Source organism: Mycobacterium sp. TH-M11, assembly GCF_057473725.1.
The window spans coordinates 1-1,536 of sequence record NZ_JBYCLD010000034.1 but is presented as its reverse complement, the minus strand read 5'-3'; the positions used below and the strand labels follow the sequence as shown (position 1 = coordinate 1,536).

3 protein-coding genes are annotated in these 1,536 nt (G+C 68.2%); all 3 read right to left on the bottom strand.

Annotated elements, in window-relative coordinates:
* On the bottom strand, positions 1-89 hold an 89-nt coding region (locus tag AC2VOG_RS01535), incomplete at its 3' end, for a hypothetical protein (protein WP_486938155.1).
* Entirely contained in the window at positions 89-1,171 is a 1,083-nt protein-coding gene (gene thrC, locus AC2VOG_RS01530; RefSeq protein ID WP_486938154.1) for a threonine synthase, read from the bottom strand. The genes thrC and AC2VOG_RS01535, both read right to left, overlap by 1 nt.
* Positions 1,168-1,536 (bottom strand): ACT domain-containing protein (locus AC2VOG_RS01525; protein ID WP_486938153.1); only part of this gene is annotated, 369 nt, incomplete at its 5' end. The genes thrC and AC2VOG_RS01525, both read right to left, overlap by 4 nt.

Here is a 1,536-nt window from a genome sequence, read left to right as displayed (position 1 = left end):
CCCAGGCTGTCGAAGCCGGGGCCCAGGTTGGCGCTCGACGCCGCAACCGCGACGCTGGCCGTCAACCCGGTCGGCAACAACTGAACCACTAGGCCAGCCCCAATTCGGCGACCACGGTGGCCGCGTCGACGGGAACCGCGGTCACCTCGGGCATGTCCTTCAGCGCGGTGTCGGGGTCCTTGAGCCCGTTGCCGGTCACGGTGCACACCACGGTCGATCCGCGCGGCACCCAACCTTCCTCCACCGACTTGAGCAGCCCGGCAATGCTGGCCGCCGAGGCCGGCTCGACGAATACGCCCTCGGACTGCGCCACCAGGTGGTAGGCGGCCAGAATCTCGTCGTCGGTGGCGGCCAAGAACCGCCCGCCCGAATCCACCTGTGCTTCAACAGCCTGCGTCCAGGAGGCCGGCGAGCCGATGCGGATCGCGGTGGCGATGGTCTCCGGGTTCTTGACCGGCTCACCGAGCACCAGCGGCGCAGCGCCGGCAGCCTGGGTGCCCAACATCTTCGGCAGCTTCTCGGTCAGGCCGTCTGCGAAGTACTCGCGGTAGCCCTTCCAGTACGCGGTGATGTTGCCGGCGTTGCCGACCGGCAGCGAGTGGATATCGGGCGCGGTGCCCAGGGCGTCGACGATCTCGAAGGCCGCCGTCTTCTGACCTTCGATGCGCACCGGGTTGACCGAGTTCACCAGCGAGATGGTCGGGAAGTCGGTGGCCATCTTGCGGGCCAGTTCCAGACAGTCGTCGAAGTTGCCGTCGATCTGAATGATCTTGGCGCCGTGCATGACTGCCTGCGCGAGCTTGCCCATTGCGATCTTGCCCTGCGGGATCAGCACCGCACAGGTGATCCCGGCGCGGGCAGCGTAGGCGGCCGCCGATGCCGAGGTGTTGCCGGTCGAGGCGCACAGCACTGCCTTTTGGCCGCGCGCGACCGCGTCGGTGACGGCCATCGTCATGCCGCGGTCCTTGAACGAGCCGGTCGGGTTGAGCCCCTCGACCTTCAGGTGCACGGTGCAGCCGGTCTGCTCGGAGATCCGCTTGGCGTAGATCAGCGGGGTGCCGCCCTCGTGCAGGGTGACTGCCGTCCAGTCGTCGCCGATGGGAAGCCGATCGCGGTAGGCGCCGATCAGGCCGGGCCAGGGGCGGTGGATCGGGGTTCGGGTGGAGCTCACTGGTCTGTTCCTTCCAGTCGTAGCACGCTGGCGATCCGCTGGACCGCGTCCAGGTCAGCAAGCGCCGCAACGGTTTTCGACAATGCTGCGTCGGCAGCCCGGTGGGTGACCACCACGATCCGAGCGCCGATCAGTTGGCCGTCGTCATCGGCCACGCCCTCTTGGCGCACCTCGGCGATGCTGACGCCATGGGCGGCGAATTCGGCTGCCACCGTGGACAGCACACCGGGCTTGTCGGCGACATCCATGCTCACGTAGTAACGGGTCTGCACGTCACCGATCGGGGCGATGGCCAGCTGGGCGTACTTGGACTCGCGCGGCCCGCGCCCGCCCTGCACCCGGTTACGGGCGGCCATCACCAGATC